This is a genomic window from Pauljensenia sp. UMB3104 (assembly GCF_030217285.1).
GTDB lineage: Bacteria > Actinomycetota > Actinomycetes > Actinomycetales > Actinomycetaceae > Pauljensenia.
This window is the reverse complement of sequence record NZ_JASONN010000241.1, coordinates 1-287: the sequence shown is the minus strand read 5'-3', so window position 1 is coordinate 287 and position 287 is coordinate 1. Positions and strand designations below refer to the sequence as shown.

The 287-nt window shown below is 63.1% G+C and carries 1 pseudogene; it reads left to right on the top strand.

The features are described from left to right. A pseudogene (locus QP415_RS11545) lies at nt 1-287 on the top strand (adenylosuccinate lyase); the annotation flags it as partial.

Sequence of the window (287 nt, the reverse complement as noted above, 5' to 3'; positions counted from 1 at the left end):
CGCTGGTCACCTCGCGTATGCAGCGTGACCTGACCGACTCGACGACCCAGCGCAATATCGGTGTTGGCCTTGGGCACTCGATCCTCGCGTTCTTCAACCTGGTTCGTGGCCTTGACGGCATCGACATTGACGTTAACCGTATGGCTGCCGACCTGGATGCGAACTGGGAAGTTCTCGGCGAAGCGGTTCAGCAGGTCATGCGCACCGCGTCGATCGCCGGCGCAACCGGAATGACGAACCCGTACGAGCGCCTGAAGGAGCTGACCCGTGGCCACGAGGTCGGGGCC